Source organism: Mitsuaria sp. BK041, assembly GCF_014193085.1.
In the GTDB taxonomy this organism is placed as follows: Bacteria; Pseudomonadota; Gammaproteobacteria; order Burkholderiales; family Burkholderiaceae_C; genus Roseateles.
Genome location: NZ_JACHYT010000001.1, coordinates 2,406,992 through 2,421,333 on the forward strand (window position 1 = coordinate 2,406,992; position 14,342 = coordinate 2,421,333).

General features: G+C 72.3%; 8 protein-coding genes. 6 read left to right on the top strand and 2 right to left on the bottom strand.

The genetic code is table 11. The annotated features are described in order from the left end of the window. Positions 1 to 52 precede the first annotated feature (52 nt). Positions 53 to 1,261, top strand: coding sequence for a glycoside hydrolase family 27 protein (locus tag FHT38_RS10245; protein ID WP_183491679.1), 1,209 nt, complete (start codon positions 53 to 55; stop codon positions 1,259 to 1,261). A 223-nt stretch (positions 1,262 to 1,484) separates the two neighbouring features. Here the strand turns inward: FHT38_RS10245 and FHT38_RS10250 are convergent, their stop codons facing one another. Next, positions 1,485 to 1,793 carry a hypothetical protein gene (locus tag FHT38_RS10250; RefSeq protein WP_183491680.1) on the bottom strand — a complete coding sequence of 103 codons (309 nt, stop codon included), beginning with the start codon at positions 1,791 to 1,793 and terminating at the stop codon, positions 1,485 to 1,487. 92 nt (positions 1,794 to 1,885) lie between these two features. On the opposite strand from FHT38_RS10250, the gene FHT38_RS10255 reads away from it, so the two are divergent. The 4 genes from FHT38_RS10255 to FHT38_RS10270 all read left to right on the top strand — a co-directional run bounded on the left by FHT38_RS10255 (position 1,886) and on the right by FHT38_RS10270 (position 10,118). Beyond that, positions 1,886 to 3,808, top strand: a complete 1,923-nt coding sequence (locus FHT38_RS10255) for a LamG-like jellyroll fold domain-containing protein (RefSeq protein ID WP_183491681.1) — start codon at positions 1,886 to 1,888, stop codon at positions 3,806 to 3,808. A 101-nt stretch (positions 3,809 to 3,909) separates the two neighbouring features. Continuing rightward, entirely contained in the window at positions 3,910 to 5,067 is a 1,158-nt protein-coding gene (locus FHT38_RS10260; RefSeq protein WP_183491682.1) for an SLC13 family permease, read from the top strand. A 112-nt stretch (positions 5,068 to 5,179) separates the two neighbouring features. Next, a complete protein-coding gene (locus FHT38_RS10265) occupies positions 5,180 to 8,311 on the top strand; it encodes a sensor histidine kinase (RefSeq protein WP_183491683.1) in 3,132 nt (1,043 codons plus the stop codon). Continuing rightward, positions 8,304 to 10,118, top strand: coding sequence for a response regulator (locus tag FHT38_RS10270; RefSeq protein ID WP_183491684.1), 1,815 nt, complete (start codon positions 8,304 to 8,306; stop codon positions 10,116 to 10,118). Before FHT38_RS10265 ends, FHT38_RS10270 begins: the two co-directional genes overlap by 8 nt. 21 nt (positions 10,119 to 10,139) lie before the next feature. Here the strand turns inward: FHT38_RS10270 and FHT38_RS10275 are convergent, their stop codons facing one another. Further along, positions 10,140 to 13,142 carry a diguanylate cyclase gene (locus tag FHT38_RS10275; protein ID WP_183491685.1) on the bottom strand — a complete coding sequence of 1,001 codons (3,003 nt, stop codon included), beginning with the start codon at positions 13,140 to 13,142 and terminating at the stop codon, positions 10,140 to 10,142. Between the two features lie 811 nt (positions 13,143 to 13,953). Here FHT38_RS10275 and FHT38_RS10280 point away from each other — a divergent pair. Next, entirely contained in the window at positions 13,954 to 14,319 is a 366-nt protein-coding gene (locus FHT38_RS10280) for a hypothetical protein (protein WP_404932597.1), read from the top strand. Positions 14,320 to 14,342 lie beyond the last annotated feature (23 nt).

Genomic DNA, 14,342 nt, shown 5'->3' on the forward strand with positions numbered 1-14,342 from the left:
CGCCACGCGCGGGCCGTGCCCGCGCGATCCGTTTACTGAAAGGACCTTGTTCATGCCTCCCTTCCTCCGACGCGCCGCGCTGGCGCTCGTCGCCGTGATCGCCACGGCCGCGCTGCCCGCCCACGCTCACGAGACCCTCAAGCTCGACGCGCCCAAGCCCAATCTCGCGCCGACGCCGCCGATGGGCTGGAACTCCTGGAACAAGTTCGCCTGCAACGTCAGCGAGCAGTTGATCCGGCAGCAGGCCGACGCGATGGCCGCCTCCGGGATGAAGGCCGCCGGCTACCAGTACATCGTCATCGACGACTGCTGGCAGAAGAGCCGCGACGCCGACGGCAACATCCAGGCCGACCCCGAGCGCTTCCCGTCGGGCATCAAGGCGCTGGCCGACTACGTCCATGCCAGGGGCCTCAAGTTCGGGCTCTATTCCGACGCGGGCTCCCTGACCTGCGGCGGCCGGCCCGGCAGCGCGGGCCATGAGTTCCAGGACGCGCGCCAGTACGCCCGCTGGGGCGTCGACTACCTCAAGTACGACTGGTGCCACACCGGCCCCCGCAACGCCGAGGCGGCCTACACCATCATGGCCAAGGCCCTGCGCGAATCGGGCCGCGACATCGTGCTGTCGATCTGCGAATGGGGCACCGACCATCCCGAGCGCTGGGGTCCCACCGTCGGCCACCTGTGGCGCACCACCGGCGACATCTTCGACGCGTGGTCCGGCAAGAAGGACTGGTCGCACGGCATGACCGACATCCTGGACATGCAGGTCGAGCGCGCCGCCCATGCCGACCCCAATGCCTGGAACGACCCTGACATGCTGGAGGTCGGCAACGGCGGCATGACGACCACCGAGTACGAGTCCCACTTCTCGCTCTGGGCCATGCTGGCCGCGCCGCTGATCGCCGGCAACGACCTGTCGAAGATGGACGCGGACACGCTGCGCATCCTCACCAATGCCGACGTCATCGCCGTCGACCAGGACCCGCTGGGCCGGCAGGGACAGCGCATCTGGAAGCAGGGCGAGCTCGAGATCTGGTCGCGACCGCTCCAGGGCGGCGACCTGGCCGTCGTGCTGTTCAACCGCGGCCAGGCCCCGGCCGCGATGCGCGTGGACTGGGCCCAGCTCAAGCTGCCGGCCGACCAGAAGGTCGACGTGAAGGACCTGTGGAGCAAGCGGGTCGCCAAGGGCGTGGCGGGCGGCTACGGCGGCACCGTCGCCTCGCACGGCGTGATCATGGTGCGGCTCACGCCCGCGCGCTGATCCGGCAGGGTGGAGCAGTACATGAATGATGGTTTGAAGATGAGGGGCGCGGCCTTGCCCGCCGGGTCCGCGGAGGTTCCCGATGCACGACGTCGCCTGCTGACCTTTGGCGCGGGCCTGCTGCCCGTGCTGCCGCTGATGCCGGGATGCGGCGGCGGTCCCACCAGTGAAGCGGGCACGCCGCTGCTCGGCGGCGCGTCGAACGCGGACGGCACGCCGGAGTTCATCGTGCCGTCGCCGCCCGACGCCGATCCTCCGGCCGCACCGCCGGGCGCGCCGCCCGCCCCCATTCCTGCGCCTGCGCCGGTGCCGCCTTCGGCGCCTGCGCCAGCGCCCGTGCCGGCGCCGGCGCCGGCGCCTCTACCTGCGCCTTCTCCGGCTCCTGCGCCGGCGCCTTCACCGGCGCCTTCACCGGCTCCTGCTGCGGGTCCGGCTCCCACGCCCGCACCGGCCCCAACGCCTGCGCCTGCTCCCGCTCCCGCACCGGCGCCTGCTCCTGCTCCCGCACCGGCGCCTGCTCCTGCTCCCGCACCGGCGCCTGCTCCTGCTCCTGCCCCCGCGCCAGCGCCAGCGCCAGCGATCCTGTCGCCCGCGCTGCTGCACACGCAGGCCGACTTCCTGCGGATGCACGACAAGATCGCCGCGGGGCTGCAGCCGTGGCTGGGCGGTTGGAACCAGTTGCTGGCGGCGCGCAGATCCGACCTGGGCGCCACGCCCAGACCGCTTCCCATCGTCATACGCGGCGTCGCCGGCGAGAACTACAACGCCATGATCGTCGACATGATGCGCGCCTATCACCTGGCGGCTCGATGGAAGATCACCGGGGACACGGCATACGCCAACGACGCGGTGAAGTTCCTCAACGCCTGGGCGGTCACGCTCACGGAGCTCGGCGGCAACTCCAACCTGTTCCTCGCCTCGGGGCTGTATGGCAATCAGTGGGCCAACGCGGCGGAGATCATGCGCAGCTACGAGGGCTGGGCGAAGGAGGACGTCGCACGGTTCCAGGACATGCTGCTCAAGGTCTTCTACTCGCGCTGCCATGATTTCCTGAGCAACCACAACGGCACCGAGACGCGCAAGGTCACCCATTACTGGGCCAACTGGGACCTGGCCAATCTCTGCGGCATGTATGCCATCGGCGTGGCCTGCGAGCGTCCCGACATCGCCGCGGAAGCCGTGCGCTACTACAAGGCGGGCCGGGGTAACGGTGCGATCGGCAACAGCGTCTACTACCTGCATCCCGGCTACCTGGGCCAGTGGCAGGAAAGCCATCGCGACCAGGGGCACTCGACCCTCGGGATCGCGCTGGCGGGCATGCTTTGCGAGATGGCCTGGAACCAGGGCGAGGACCTCTACGGCCTTTGGAACAACCGGCTGCTGGCGGGGGCGGAGTACGTCGCCAAGACCAATCTCAGCGATGCGAGCGGCACGCCCTACGTGATGCCCTTCGCGCCCTACAACGGCGTCTGGGGCGTGGGCACCGCGACGGCCTACAGCGGCAGCCGACGCCCGTGCTGGGAGCTGATCCTCAACCACTATGTCGGCCGCAAGGGGCTGTCGGCGCCCTGGACCCAGGCCATGGTCGACCAGGTCCGCCCGGAGCGCAGCGATGGCGGCGATTCGGTGGGCCTGGGCACGCTGTTCTTCCTTCGGGACCCGGCGCCCGCTGCCCGACCTTCCGGCCTGAGCGCCCACCTCAGCGATGCCAAGGTGCAGCTCTCGTGGTGGGGCTGCGCCGACGCCATGCACTACCTGGTCCAGCGCTCGAATGCCTCCACCGGCCCGTTCACCACGGTGGCAACGGTCGTGGATCCACGCACGTACACGGATGCTCCCGGCCAGGGCACCTGGTTCTACCGCATCAGCGCCGCCACGCCGCTCGGCGAGCGCGTTGGCGCGGAGACGGCCCGCGTGGCCGTTCCCGGCGAGTTGTGGCTGCACCTGCCGCTCGACGGCAATGCCAATGACCTCGGTGGCCGTGGGCTTCACGGCCAACTGGTGGGCGGGGCCAGTTGGGGCGCGGGCCGCAACGGGGGCAACGCGGTGGCGCTGGACGGCCGCAGCGGCCACCTGCGCCTGCCCGATGGCGCCGTGTCGACGCTCGGCGACTTCACGCTCGCGGTGTGGGTCTACTGGGAGACCAGCGCGATCAACGCGCGCATCTTCGACTTCGGCTCCAACGACGTGGCCTACCTCGCCCTGACTCCGCGCGATGGCGCCACCCCGAACCAGATGCGGCTGCTGGCCTCGCGCAACCAGTTCTGGACCGAACAGCCGCTGGCCGCGCCCGTGCTGCCCACCGGCCGCTGGGTTCACGTGGCCGTCACGCTGGCCGGCAAGGTCGGCACGATCTACGTCGACGGCGTGCCGGCCGGCAGCCACGACGGCATCTGGATGGCGCCGAACCAGTTCGGGCAGACGACGCAGACCTGGCTGGGGCGCTCGCAGTACGGCGGCGATCCGTTCTTCAAGGGACGCATGCAGGACCTGCGGATCTACAGCGGCGCGCTGGCGCCGGCCGCGATCGCCGAGCTGGCCCGCTGAGCGACGAGGCGCCGGAGGACGCGCGGGGGCGATCGCCGCCTCGTTCGTGCAGGACAATCGGCGGCTTTCGGCTCAGGCCACCCTCGCCCGTCCCACGCTCCATGACGATCTCCACGCCTCCGCCGCCCTCTCCTTCCCCGGCTCCCGCCGCTGCCGCCCCCGGCGACCACGACCTCGGCCCCGGCGGCAACAAGCTGCTGTGGTTCCTGCTGTTCGCGGCGGTGGTCTTCGCGGTGCTGCGGCCGATGTCGCCACAGGCCTGGCTGGGCCTGATCGACTGGCAGACGATGGGCGCCCTGACCGGCCTGCTGGCCATCACCCAGGGCGTGGAACGCAGCGGCGTGCTCCAGTCCGCCGCGCGCGCGCTGCTGGCCCGCACCGGCAGCGCCCGCCAGCTCGCCCTGCTGCTGTGCGCGGTCGCCGCGGGGCTGGCCGCGCTGGTCACCAACGACGTCAGCCTCTTCCTGCTGGTGCCGCTGACCCGCGAGCTGGCCGCCCAGGCGCACCTGCCGCTGGCGCGGCTGGTCGCGCTGGAGGCGCTGGCGGTCAACGCCGGCTCCTCGCTGACGCCGATCGGCAATCCGCAGAACCTCTACCTCTGGCACAAGTCCGGCGAGTCCTTCGGCGGCTTCATCGCGATGATGGCGCCCACCGTCGGCGTCATGCTGCTGCTGCTGGTGGCCACGATCCTGATCACCGTGCCGCGTGCGCCGATCAAGCTGGCCGCGGACACGCGCCGCACGCCGACCCGGCCCGGGCTGCTCGCGCTGTCCGGCGCGCTGTTCGTGGGTTTCGTGCTGGCGCTGGAGCTGCACCAGTGGGCGCCGGCGCTCGCGGTGGTCCTGGCGATCTACGCGCTGTGGCACCGCCCGGTGCTGATGAAGCTGGACTGGGCGCTGCTTGCGACCTTCGCGCTGATGTTCGTGGTGCTGCACCAGCTGGCGGCCCTGCCGCAGGTGGCGGCGCTGCTGCGCGGGCTGCCGCTGGACCAGCCGCTGGCGGCCTACCTGGCCGCCATCGGCGCCTCCCAGGTCATCAGCAACGTGCCGGCCACGCTGGTGCTGGCCGACGCGGTGCCGAGCGTCGCCGTGCTCGCGATCGCGGTGAACGTCGGCGGCTTCGGTTTCGTGGCGGGCTCGATGGCCAACCTGATCGCGCTGCGGCTGGCCCGCGCGCCGGGCGCGCTCAAGGAGTTCCACCGCATCAGCCTGCCCTTCCTGGCCGTGTGCGCGCCGCTGGTGGCCTGGCTGGCGCTGTGACCGGATTGGCGTTTCCCCGACGCCCTCCGCCCATTCGTGGTGGGGACGCGCGCCCGCGCCGATGCGATAGTCGGGCCACGCCGCCGACGCGACAGGCAGCGAAGGACCCTTCGTGAGTCGCCTGCAAGGCCACCGTTTCCCGCCGCTGATCCTCTGCCTGCTCCTGGCCTGGGCCTGGCTGCTGGGCGCCCCCTCCGCAGCCCGGGCGGCCGACGCCGCGCCGCAGATCTCCCAGTACGCCCACACCTCGTGGACCGCGCGGGATGGCGCGCAGCTCGGGCTGGTCTTCGCCTTCGCGCAGACCCATGACGGCTACCTGTGGGTGGGCGGCTCCTACGGCCTCTTCCGCTTCGACGGGCTGCGCTTCGTGCCCTGGCAGCCGCCGAAAGGCTCCTCGCTGCCGAGCAATCCCTACGCCCTGCTGGTCTCGCGCGACGGCACGCTCTGGATCGGCACCTTCAACGGTCTGGTCAGCTGGAACGGCAGCCGCCTGACCCGTTATCCGGAGACCGACGGCGGGCTCGTCACCTCCCTGCTGGAGGACAGCGAGGGCACCGTCTGGGCCGGCCTGCTCGGTCCCCCCGGCCGGCTCTGCGCCGTGCGCGGCGGACAGGCCCGCTGCGACGACGCGCAGGGCGGCTTCGGCACCTTCGTGTGGAGCCTGGCGCAGGATCGCTCGGGCGGCCTGTGGGCCAGCGCGGACTCGGGCCTGTGGCGCTGGCGGCCCGGCACGCCCCAGCGCATCGAGGCGCCCGGCCAGCGCCTGGGCGACCTGACCGAGACCGCCGACGGCCAGTTGCTGGTCGGCATCCGCGGCGCAGGGCTCAAGCGCCCCGCCGGCGACCGGCTCGCCCCCTATCCGCTGCGCAGCGCCACCCGGCCCGCGGAACTGCTGCCCGACCGCCAGATCCTGGCCAACAAGCTGCTGCGGGCCCGCGACGGCGGCCTGTGGATCGGCACCGATGGCCTGGGGCTGCTGCATGTGCGCGAGGACCAGGCCTCCGCCTTCACCCGGTCCGACGGCCTGTCCGGCAACATCGCCTGCAGCCTGTTCGAGGACCGCGAAGGCAACATCTGGTACGGCAGCGACAAGGGCGTGGACCGCTTCCGCAAGCTGCCCGTCACCACGCTGTCCAAGGCGCAGGGCCTGCCCAACGAGGCGACGCGGTCGGTGCTGGCGAGCCGGGACGGCAGCGTCTGGGTCGCCACCGACGACGGCCTGGCCCGGTGGAAGGACGGCGCCATCGCCGTCTACAAGGAGGCGCAGGGGCTGCCGGACGCCCGGGTGCACTCGCTGTACGAGGACCACGACGGGCGGCTCTGGGCCAGCACCGCCGCGGGCCTGGCGTCCCTGGCGCCGCCGCGGGGGGCGCGTGCGGCGCCCGGCCTGCCGGCCGAACGGTTCGTCCGCGTCGACGGCGTGCCCGGCCGGGAGATCTACTCGATCACCGGGGACGACGCCGGCAACCTCTGGCTCTCGGGCAATGAGGGGCTGATCCGGCTGCATCAAGGGCGCTTCGTCGAGAGCCTGCCCTGGTCCGCTTTCGGCCGCCGCCAGCAGGCCAAGGTCATCGTCGCCGACCGGGGCGGCCTGTGGCTGTCCTTCTGGCAGGACGGCGGGGTGATGCGGGTCAAGGACGGCAAGGTCCTGGCCACCTACACCGCCGCCGAAGGCCTGGGCGCCGGCCATGTGGCGGGCCTGCGCCTGGCGGCCGACGGCACGGTCTGGGCGGCCACCGAGGACGGCGGCCTCAGCCGCATCAAGGACGGCCGCGTCACCACGCTGGGCGTCGGCCAGGGCCTGCCCTGCAACACCATCCACTGGTCGGTCGTCGATGACGACGGGGCGCTGTGGCTGTACACGGCCTGCGGGCTGATCCGCATCCTGGGCGAGGACCTGGCCGCGTGGGAAGCCGATCCCGCGCACCGCGTCGCGCCCAAGACCTGGGGTGCCGCGGACGGCGTGCCGCTGCTGGCCTTGACGCCGGCCTACTTCAATCCCCCGGTGGCCAAGGCCGGCGATGGCCGGCTGTGGATGGTCTCGGGCGCCGATGCCCAGGTGCTGGACCCGGCCCGGCTGCCCTTCAATCCGCTGCCCCCGCCGGTCCACATCGAGTCGCTGGTGGCGGACCACACCGCCTACGCCGTCGCCCCGGGCCTGCGCCTGCCGCCGCAGGTGCGCGACATGACGATCCAGTTCACCGCCCTGAGCCTGGTCGACCCGAAGAACACGCGCTTCCGCTACCGGCTGGACGGCCACGACACCGACTGGCAGGAGGTCGTCGACCGGCGCCAGGCCAGCTACACCAACCTGCCGCCGGGCGCCTACCGCTTCCAGGTGAAGGCGGCCAACAACAGCGGCATCTGGAACGAGGACGGCGCGCAGCTGGCGTTCTCGATCGAGCCGGCCTTCCACCAGACCACCTGGTTCCGCGTGCTGACAGGCCTCCTGCTGGTGCTCCTGGTGGTGAGCGTCTTCCAGGTCCGGATGCGGATGCGGATGCGCCGGCTGCGCCTGCAGCTCGAGGCGACGGTGGAGGCGCGCGTGGCCGAACGCACCCGCATCGCCCGCGACCTGCACGACACCCTGCTGCAGCGCTTCAACGGGCTGCTGCTGCAGTTCCAGGCCGCCTGCAACCTCCTGCCCGACCGGCCGCGCGAATCGAGGCAGGTCCTCGCCGTCGCGATCGACCAGGTCGCCGAGGCCATCACCGAAGGCCGCGACGCGGTGCAGGGCCTGCGGACCGCGGCGGCCCCGGCGAACGACCTCGCGCAGGCCCTGCGCGCCACCGCGCAGGCGCTGGCCCGGGAACACGGCCCGGCGCCCGCGACGCAGGTCGAGGTCCAAGGCCCGCCGCGGCCGCTGAGCCCGGTCGTGCGCGACGAGGCCTTCCTGATCGCGGGCGAGGCGATGCGCAACGCCTTCCACCATGCCGAGGCGACGCAGGTCGAGGTCGAGATCCGCCATGACCCGCGGCAACTGCGGGTGCGGGTGCGCGACGACGGCAGGGGCATCGCCCCGACGGTTCTGCAGGCGGGCCGCAAGGAAGGGCACTTCGGCCTGAGCGGCATGCGCGAGCGCGCCGAGCTGCTGGGCGGCCGGCTCACCGTCCGCAGCGGCGTCGGGGCCGGCACCGAAGTGGAGTTCAGCGTGCCGGCGGCGCGGGCTTATAGTCCCGTCGCGTCAGCCCGGTCGTGGTTCCCTTTCAAGAAACGCCCGCCCTGGGAGATCCCGCATGACTGAAGAATCGAGCCGCATCCAGGTGCTCTGCGTCGACGACCACCCCATCGTCCGGCAGGGCATCGCCACGCTGCTGTCGGTGGAGCCGGACATGACGCTGGTGGCCGAGGCGTCCAACGGCCGCGAGGCGATCGAGCGCTTCCGCGCCCATCGTCCGGACGTCACGCTGATGGACCTGCAGATGCCCGGCATGGGCGGGCTGGACGCGATCGCGGCGATCCGCGCCGAATTCCCGGACGCCCGCATCATCGTCCTCACCACCTATGTCGACGATGCGCAGGCGCAGCAGGCCTTGCAGACCGGCGCGCTGGGCTACCTGCTGAAGAACGCGCTGCACAAGGAGCTGCTGGACGCGATCCGCGCCGTGCATGCCGGGCGCATGGCCCTGCCCTCCGAAACCTCCTTCGAGCTGGCCGCGCAGATCCCCGTGGATGCGCTCACGCCGGCGGAAATCGGCCTGCTGCGCTTCATCGCCCAGGGCAATGCGTACGAGGAAATCTCCAAGGTGCTGGGCCTGGGCCCGACGGTGGTCGAAAGCCAGGTACAGGGCCTGCTGTCCAAGCTCGACGAGCAGGAGCGCACGCGCGCCGCCGCGACCGACCTGCACCAGGGCATGCTCGAGACCGAACGGGCCGCCCGGCATGCGGCCGAGGCCGCCAACCGCGCCAAGAGCGAGTTCCTCGCCGGCATGAGCCACGAGCTGCGCACGCCGCTGAACGGCGTCCTGGGCTATGCCCAGCTGCTGAGCATGGAAGGCGGGCTGAGCGCCCGGCAGGCGCGCGGCCTGGAGACGATCCAGCAGAGCGGGCTGCACCTGCTGGCGCTGATCAACGACATCCTGGACCTCGCCCGCATCGAGGCCGGTCGCACCGAGCTGGACCTGGCGCCGGTCAACCTGCCCGAGCTGCTGCGATCGGTCGTCAACCTGATGCGCATCAAGGCGGAGGAGAAGCAGCTGGCCTTCGTGTTCGACACCGCGAGCGCCCTGCCGGCGACGGTGCTGACCGACGGCCGCCGGCTGCGCCAGGTGCTGCTGAACCTGCTGGGCAACGCCATCAAGTTCACCGACGCCGGCACGATCACGCTGCGCGCGGGCGCCGAGCCGCTCGCGGCGGACCAGGTGCGGCTGCGCCTGGACATCGAGGACACCGGCATCGGCATGCGCCCCGAGGACCTGGACCGCATCTTCGAGCCCTTCGTGCAGGTCGGCGCCGCGCAGCGCCGCGCCGGCGGCACCGGGCTGGGCCTGGCGATCACCCGGGCCCTGGTGAACGACATGGGCGGCCAGGTGCGGGTGAGCAGCGAGTTCGGCGTCGGCACCCGGTTCCAGCTGGAGCTGCCGCTGTCGCCCACCGAGGCGGAGGCCGACGCCACGCCGAAGATCGCGCCCGGCGTGCCGCGTTACCTCGGCGCGCCCCGGCGCGTGCTGGTGGTCGACGACGTCGCGGCCAACCGCGCGCTGCTGTGCGACTTCCTGTCGGACGCCGGCTTCCAGGTGGCCCAGGCCAGCGACGGCGCTGAGCTGGCCGCGGCGGTGAGACGCTTCCGTCCGGACCTGATCCTGATGGACAGCATGATGCCGACGACCGACGGCGTGGAGGCCACGCGCCAGCTGCGCCGCCATCCCGACACGGCCACGGTGCCGGTGATCGCGATCTCGGCCACGGCCACGGCCGAGCACCGCGCCGCCTGCCTGCGGGCCGGCGTCAACGTGTTCCTGACCAAGCCGGTCTCGCTGGGGACCCTCCAGACGCACATCGGCGAGCAGCTCGGCCTGCAATGGCTCGAGCCGCCGGCCGCGTCGCGCTGAGGACCGCCCCGGGGCGACGGATCACCGACGGCCGCCGACCGTGATGGCGGCGTCGTCTTCGCCCGCGAAGGCCTGCGCGACCGGCTCCGCCGCGACCACGGCGACTTCTGGCGGCGCCGCTGTCGCCGTTCCCACCGGTTCCGCCGGCTGGGCCGGCGACGCCTCGTGGAAGGCCACCTGGTTGCGCCCGCCGCGCTTGGCCCGATAGAGCGCGCGATCCGCGGCTTCCAGCAACTGCTCGCCGTCGCCGGTGTCGACGCCCAGCATGGCCGCGCCGAACGAGCTGGTCACCACGCCGATCACGGTGGGCGCGCGGCTGACGTCGACCTGCATGCGGCGCAGGCGCTGTCTATCCTCCGGCTGCGAAAGGTCCAGCCCCGGCAGCACGAGGCAGAACTCCTCGCCGCCCAGCCGTCCCACCGCGTCGTAGGGCCGCACCGTCGCGGCGAGGCGGCCGGCGAAGTCCTTCAGCACCGCATCCCCGGCCGGATGGCCGTGGGTGTCGTTGACCCGCTTGAAGTGGTCGATGTCGACGATCGCGAGCGTCAGCGGCGTGCGCTCGCGGCGGGCCCGCACGACCTCGCGCTGGAGGATCTCCGTCAAGGCGCGCCGATTCCAGAGCCCGGTCAGCGCGTCGCGGCTGGCCAGTTCCTCGAGCTGCGCGCGGGAGGCCTCCAGCTCGCGCGTGCGCTCGCCCACCAACTGTTCGAGCCGAACCTGCTGGCTCCGCCATTGACGGCGCCGCCACAGGTGCCAGCCCTGCGACAGCCCCAGCAGCGCGACCAGCCCCAGCGCCGTCGCCCACGCCCGTCGCCACCAGGGCGGCTGCAGTGTGAAGCCGAAGCTCGTCGTCGCGGAATACCTACCGGTCTCCGGATCCGCGAGCCGCACCTCGACCTGGATCGCCCCGGGCTCGAGGCCCGCCAGGTCGATGTCGGGCGTCGCGGTCGCGGTCCAGCCCTCGTCGCGTCCGACCTGGCGGTACTCGACGCGCACCCGGGGGGCGCTGAACTGCAGGGGCGCGACCCGCAGATGGATCCGGTCCCGCGACCAGGCCAGCGTCTCGCGGTCATACATCGGCACTTGGCCGGCGCCGCGCGTCGCCGACATCAGCACCGGGCGAGGCAAGGTCGTCGCGAAGACCTGGGAGGGATCGATCAGGCGCGACAAGCCGCGGCTGGTGCCGATCCACATCGACCGGTCGCCGTCCTCGTACAGCGCGTGGCCCGAGGTGTCGTTCCAGGCCAGCCCCTGCGAGCGATCCAGCAGCTTCCAGTGCGTCCCGTCGTGCACCACCAGCCCGGCGTCGGTGCCGAGCCAGAGCCAGCCTCGGCTGTCGATCAGCAGGGACACGATCATCCGGCCCTTGAGGACGGGGGCGTCCAGGCTTTCCAGCGACGGCTTCGCCGCCCCTGGCGTCCGCACCCGCCAGGCCTGGCCGGCCTCGCTGGCCGCGACGACGGTGCCGTCCTGGCCACAGGCGACGTAGGTCGCCCCGTCCTCGATCGCGAGGGGCGGGAGCCATGCACCCGGCCGGCGTCGGGACAGCCCATGATCCCCGGCGAGCCACAACGTGCCGTCGGGCGTCTCGCAGGCGTCGTAGAAGTGCTCCTGCGCGTTGCCTGGAGGGCCGGGCACCGCCTGCGCCGGGCCTCGGCCCGCCTCGGGCCAGCGATGCAGCTTGCCGGCGGTGATGACCCAGAGCGCGCCGTCCTTCGAGGCCAGCGCCCAGAGGAAGCCGTCCTCGGTCCCGCCGGGCGTCGTGATCGGGCCCGGCAGCCCTCGTCCGTCGCGCACGTGGTGAAAGGTCGCTACATCGGTGGCGGCCCACAGGCCGCCCTGGCCATCGGGGACCAGCCCGAAGAGGTCGCCCGCGTGCGGCAGCGGCACCTGGCGGAACACGCCCTGCGCCGCGTCGAACGCCGCCAGGCCCCGTCCCGTGCCGACATGCAGCGCGCCACGCCCCTCCCCGTCGCGCTGCATCGTCCAGACCACGCTGCTGGGCAGGCCGTCCGCATCGGTCCAGCTCTCCCAGCGGCCGTAGCCGCGCCACTGCAGCAACCCCGTGCCGCGCAGCCCAAGCCAGAGCCCGCCTTCGCGATCGCTCAGCAGCGCGTGGACGCGACCGTCGCCGGGCAGGCCTTGCCGCTTGCCGAAGGACTGCCACTGCTGGCCCTGCCAGCGCAGCACGCCCAGCTGCGACGCGGTCAGGATGCGGTGCGCGGCATCCTCGACCAGCGGATAGCGATGCATCGGGTCGCCGCGGTCGCTGGGCGCGGTCCGGTCGACGAAGGACTCGGCGCCCGCGGGTAGCTGAAGCGTCGCCTGCGTGGAGCGCGCCCAGACGCTGCCGTCGCTGGCCTCGAGCAGCGCATGCCATTGCTGGGGCGCAACGCCGTTGCGCGCATCCCATCGCCTGAGCTCGCCGCGATGCCAGCGGCAGATGGCGTCGCCGCAACCCGCCCACAGCGCGCCGTCGCGCGCCAGCATGACGCTGGCCAGGCGGCCCATCTCCGGATGACGCGCCAGTTGCTCGGCCGTCATCACCGGGCTCGAGGACCAGCTGTCGGTCTGCCGGTCGACGACCACGTGCTGCAGCCCGCCCAAGGTGACGAACCAGGCCTCGTCGCCGCGCGCGGCGATCGCCATCGGCACGTCCTGCGGCAGCTTCGCCGTCCGGGGGAGCACGCGCTCCAGCCGGCCGTCGTGCCACCACCAGGTGCCGGTGTCGGAGAGGATCCACAGGTGTCCGCCGCCGCTGGCCAGCGCGGCCACCCGCCGCAGTTCCTGCGTGGCGACGCGCTCGATGCGCTGCCCGTCGTGGCGATACAGGCCGTTCTCGGTGCCGACCCACAGGAAACCCTGCGCATCCTGTTGCAGCGCGTTGAGCGCCAGGTTGCCCAGGCCGTCCGGCTGGCCGAACTCGCGCAGGTTCATCTGCTCGCAGAAGCCGGCCGACGATCCGAGGATCGACGCCAGCAGCCATGCGCCGCGCACCATCGCGCGGCTCCATGCGTTCCTCATGTCGTCTCCGGCTGTCGTCTTCGCTGGCGAGCTTACCGAGCCGACGTCCGAGCGCACGCCGGCGACATCACCGAGCCGCGCGGCCGAGTGAAGAAATGCCTCGAAGCGCGCAGCGCGCACGGGCCGGACGCGCGTCCTGCACTGCCCGCAGCCCCCGGTGGGACGCCAGTGACGGGTCAGTGAAGGCATGCCGGGGAGGGCTCGGGACAATCCGACCAACGCATCTTTTTCCTCGTCGCGCGACCCGATCGACGTCCGAGGCCCACGGACATGACCGCGCACCTTCACCCTCCGGATTCGACGACAGGAACGAGCGATGACCCGACCCGCGATCCGCGTCGTTGACCTGACGGCGCGCCTGGGCGACCGGGCCCTGGCGCAATGCGCCGGTACCTCGACCTCGCCGGGCAGCGACGGGCGCCGGATCGTCCGCCCCGGCGCCTCGCCGTCGGGGCCGGCCCTCGAGTGGGTCAAGCCGCCCCGGCACCTGGACGAGCTCTCGCCCGGCGCCGGACCGGACGCCCTCTTCCTGCTGGTGGGGCCGGGCTCGGTCCGGGCCGCCACCGAGGTCTTCCAGCGCGCCGTCGATGCCGGCGTGCCCCGCATCCATGCGCTGCTGGCGCCCAACGCCCTCGTCGAGGAATCGGCGCTGCGATCGATGGTGCCGCGAAGCGACGACGCCCGGCGTCTCTACCGCCTGCCCGACAGCAGCGCGGAAACCCTGTGGTTCGTCCTCATCGACGAACTCGACCGTTGGCCGACCCCGCAGGGCCCGGCCGCCTTCCCTCCCCCTGACCTCACGAAAGTACCCATGAGCAACAACCTGCAGCAGTCGATGTCGGCTGCGATGACGATCGACGGCGCGATGTCGGCCGCACTGGTGGACTACCGCAGCGGCATGTGCCTGGCCCAGGCGGGCTCCGGCCTCAACCTCGAACTGGCCGCGGCCGGCAACACGCAGGTGGTGCGCGCCAAGCTGCAGACCATGGAAGCGCTGGGCCTGCGCAAGGGCGGCATCGAGGACATCCTGATCACGCTCGCGGACCAGTACCACCTGATCCGGCTGGTGCCCAACAACGCCGGCCTGTTCCTCTACCTGGTGCTGGACCGGGCCAAGGGCAACCTGGCCCTGGCGCGCTACAAGCTGACCGAGATCGAGCGCGGCCTCAAGGTCTGAGCGACCCGGCGCCACCGGGCGGC

What these genes read in the sequence shown, in the direction of transcription:
- FHT38_RS10245 (WP_183491679.1), top strand. Translation starts at nt 53, where the DNA reads ATGCCTCCCTTCCTCCGACGCGCCGCGCTGGCGCTCGTCGCCGTGATC.
- FHT38_RS10255 (WP_183491681.1), top strand. Translation starts at nt 1,886, where the DNA reads ATGCACGACAAGATCGCCGCGGGGCTGCAGCCGTGGCTGGGCGGTTGG.
- FHT38_RS10260 (WP_183491682.1), top strand. Translation starts at nt 3,910, where the DNA reads ATGACGATCTCCACGCCTCCGCCGCCCTCTCCTTCCCCGGCTCCCGCC.
- FHT38_RS10270 (WP_183491684.1), top strand. Translation starts at nt 8,304, where the DNA reads ATGACTGAAGAATCGAGCCGCATCCAGGTGCTCTGCGTCGACGACCAC.
- FHT38_RS10275 (WP_183491685.1), bottom strand. Translation starts at nt 13,142, where the DNA reads ATGAGGAACGCATGGAGCCGCGCGATGGTGCGCGGCGCATGGCTGCTG.
- FHT38_RS10280 (WP_404932597.1), top strand. Translation starts at nt 13,954, where the DNA reads ATGAGCAACAACCTGCAGCAGTCGATGTCGGCTGCGATGACGATCGAC.